We start from the raw sequence: 3,010 nt of genomic DNA, 5'->3' as shown, positions 1-3,010 counted from the left end.
CCCGTCGCCCCTCCACCGAAAGGTCAGCGGTTGACGAAGGTCAGGTTTGTCGCGTCGTACCGCGTGCCGGCCACCGCCTCCGCCGGGGCCACCGCGTCGATCGCTGCCAGCTCGTCGGGGGACAGTCCGATGGCGACCGCGGCGACGTTCTCCAGCAGGTACTTCTCGCGACGGGTGCCCGGGATCGGCACGACGTCCGCGCCACGGTGCTGCACCCAGGCCAGCGCCAGCTGCCCGGCCGTGACGCCCTTCGCCGCGGCCAGCTCGTTCAGCTGCTCGACGATGGCGAGGTTCCGCTCCAGGTTGCCGTCGGCGAAGCGCGGCTGGGTACGCCGTACGTCGCCCTCCGCCAGCCCGTCCACGGACCTGTACTGCCCGGTGAGGAATCCGCGGCCGAGCGGCGAGAACGGCACGATCCCGATGCCCAGCTCCCGGCAGACCGGCGCGATCTCCTCCTCCAGGTCCCGCGTCCACAGCGACCACTCGCTCTGCAGCGCGGCGATCGGGTGCACGGCGTGCGCCCGCCGGATCGTTTCCGCGCCCGCCTCGGACAGCCCGAGGTGCCGCACCTTCCCGGCCGCGACCAGCTCCGCCATCGCCCCGACGGTCTCCTCGATCGGCACCTCGGGGTCGACGCGGTGCTGGTAGTACAGGTCGATGTGGTCGACGCCGAGCCGGCGCAGCGAGGCGTCGCACGCCTGGCGTACGTACGCGGCGTCGCCCCGGATCGCGGTCGGCTCGCCGAGCTTGTTGGCGAAGCCGAACTTCGTGGCGATCACGGCGCGGTCGCGGCGGTCGGCGACGGCCCGCCCGACCAGCTCCTCGTTGTGCCCGGACCCGTAGAAGTCGGAGGTGTCCAGGAGGCTCACACCGAGGTCGAGCGCGCGGTGGATAGTCGCGATCGACTGCGCGTCGTCCGAAGCGCCGTATCCGTGGCTCATCCCCATGCAGCCCAGCCCTTGCGCGGAGACGGTCAGGGTGCCGAGCTGCCGGGTGGGAATGCTGGTCATGCGATTACCTCCTGAAGTGCCCCGTCCCCCGTGGGCGAGGACTGTGTCGGGCTCACGTCAGGGACGGTAGGAGTTGGAGCGCACTCCAAGTCAAACCCCTTGGCGGCAGCGGCAGTCAGGGCGCCCGGCCCACCGCTACGGCTTGCGCGCCTCGATCAGGAAGCGCGTGGAGTGGGCGACGAACGGCCCTTCCGCCTGGATCTTCTCGTGCAGCTCGCGCAGCCGGTCACGGTACTGCCCGACGGTGAAGCCGGGCACCATCCAGATCACCTTCCGCAGGAAGTAGACGACCGCGCCGATGTCGAAGAACTCCATCCGCAGCCGCTCGAACCGCAGGTCGGTGACGTCCAGCCCGGCGGCCTCGGCCGCCGCCCGCTCGTCGTCGGGATGCCGGGCCCGCCGGATCTCCGCGGGCTGCGGGCCGAGGAAGTACTCCACCATCTCGAAGACGCTCTCGTGCCCCACGTGCTGCGCGAAGTACGTGCCGCCGGGCCGCAGTACGCGCGCGATCTCCGCCCACCACACCGTCGCCGGATGCCGGCTGGTCACCAGGTCGAACGCGTCGTCGGCGAACGGCAGCGGCGGCTCGTCCGGGTCGGCGACGACCACCGCGCCGAGCTGGTGCAGCAGCCGGGTCGCCTTCGTGACGTTCGGCGGCCAGGACTCGGTGGCCACCATCACCGGCGGCAGCTTCGGCGCCGCGGCGAGCACCTCGCCGCCGCCGGTCTGGATGTCCAGCGCGGCCGACACCTCCGCCAGCCGCTCGCCCATCAGCCGCTGGTACCCCCAGGAGGGCCGCGCCTCGGTGGCCCGCCCGTCGAGCCACGAGAAGTCCCACCCCTCGACGGACACGGAATCGGCCTCGGCCACCAGCTCATCGAAATCACGCACCATACGGGCATCCTCACCCCGCCCGCGGCCGTCGGCAAACGATTTCCGAGGCGGCCGGTACCGGGCCCCGACGTGCGGTGCCGTGCGTCCGCTCCGAAGGCCATCGCCGGCAGGTCCCCCGGCCGGACCCTGTCGTGCGCGTCAGAGCTCATGGCGTCAGAGGTAGCACAGCGGTGGTGCGGAGGCCCGCAGGAAGATGATCAAAACGCTGCGGGCCCGCTGCTCCGGTCGACTGCCCGGCCGGTTCAACTGCCCGATCGGTTCGACTGCCCGGTCGGTTCGGCTGCCCGGCCGGTTCGTCTGCCCGGCCGGTTCGTCTGCCCGGTCAGTTGCCGACGTACGCCGCCAGATGTTCGCCGGTCAGGGTCGAGCGGGCGGCGATGAGGTCGGCGGGGGTGCCCTCGAAGACGACCTTGCCGCCGTCGTGGCCCGCGCCGGGGCCGAGGTCGATGATCCAGTCGGCGTGCGCCATCACGGCCTGATGGTGCTCGACCACGATGACCGACTTGCCGGAGTCGACGAGCCGGTCCAGCAGGCCGAGCAGCTGTTCCACGTCGGCGAGGTGCAGGCCCGCGGTCGGCTCGTCGAGGATGTAGACGCCGCCCTTCTCGCCCAGGTGCGTGGCCAGCTTCAGCCGCTGCCGCTCGCCGCCGGAGAGCGTGGTGAGCGGCTGGCCGAGGGTGAGGTAGCCGAGCCCGACGTCGCTCAGCCGCTCCAGGATCTTGTGCGCGGCCGGCACGCGCGCCTCGCCCACGGCGAAGAACTCCGCGGCCTCGGCCACCGGCATCGCGAGCACCTCGCTGATGTCGCGCCCGCCGAGGCGGTACTCCAGTACGGCCGCGTCGAAGCGCTTCCCGTCGCACTCCTCGCAGGTCGCGGAGACACCGGCCATGATCGCCAAGTCCGTGTAGACGACACCCGCGCCCTTGCACGTGGGGCAGGCGCCCTCCGAATTGGCGCTGAAGAGCGCCGGTTTCACGCCGTTGGCCTTGGCGAACGCCTTGCGGACCGGGTCGAGCAGACCGGTGTACGTCGCCGGGTTACTGCGCCGCGAGCCGCGGATCGCGCCCTGGTCGACCGACACCACGCCCTCCCCGGCCGCCCCCCGC

Annotated in this window: 3 protein-coding genes; all 3 read right to left on the bottom strand. The window is 72.0% G+C overall.

All coding sequences use genetic code 11. From position 1 onward, the window contains the following. Positions 1–23: 23 nt before the first annotated feature. The gene (locus CCS38_RS30015) at positions 24–1,010 is read right to left on the bottom strand and encodes an aldo/keto reductase (protein WP_223736482.1); all 987 of its coding nucleotides are present in this window, start codon (positions 1,008–1,010) and stop codon (positions 24–26) included. 135 nt (positions 1,011–1,145) lie between these two features. Then, complete coding sequence (locus CCS38_RS30010; protein ID WP_223736481.1) at positions 1,146–1,904, bottom strand: class I SAM-dependent methyltransferase; 759 nt, start codon at positions 1,902–1,904, stop codon at positions 1,146–1,148. A gap of 322 nt (positions 1,905–2,226) precedes the next feature. After that, positions 2,227–3,010, bottom strand: a 784-nt coding sequence (locus CCS38_RS30005; protein WP_223736480.1) for an ATP-binding cassette domain-containing protein, incomplete at its 5' end; no start/stop codon positions are given.

This window comes from Streptomyces purpurogeneiscleroticus (genome assembly GCF_020024005.1).
GTDB classification, from domain to species: Bacteria; Actinomycetota; Actinomycetes; order Streptomycetales; family Streptomycetaceae; genus Streptomyces; species Streptomyces purpurogeneiscleroticus.
The sequence above is the reverse complement of the archived record's forward strand: the minus strand, read 5'-3'. Positions and strand labels throughout refer to the sequence as shown.

Bases quoted from the DNA above. Each gene is read 5' to 3' on its own strand.
- CCS38_RS30010 (WP_223736481.1), bottom strand. From the start codon at position 1,904: ATGGTGCGTGATTTCGATGAGCTGGTGGCCGAGGCCGATTCCGTGTCC.
- CCS38_RS30015 (WP_223736482.1), bottom strand. From the start codon at position 1,010: ATGACCAGCATTCCCACCCGGCAGCTCGGCACCCTGACCGTCTCCGCG.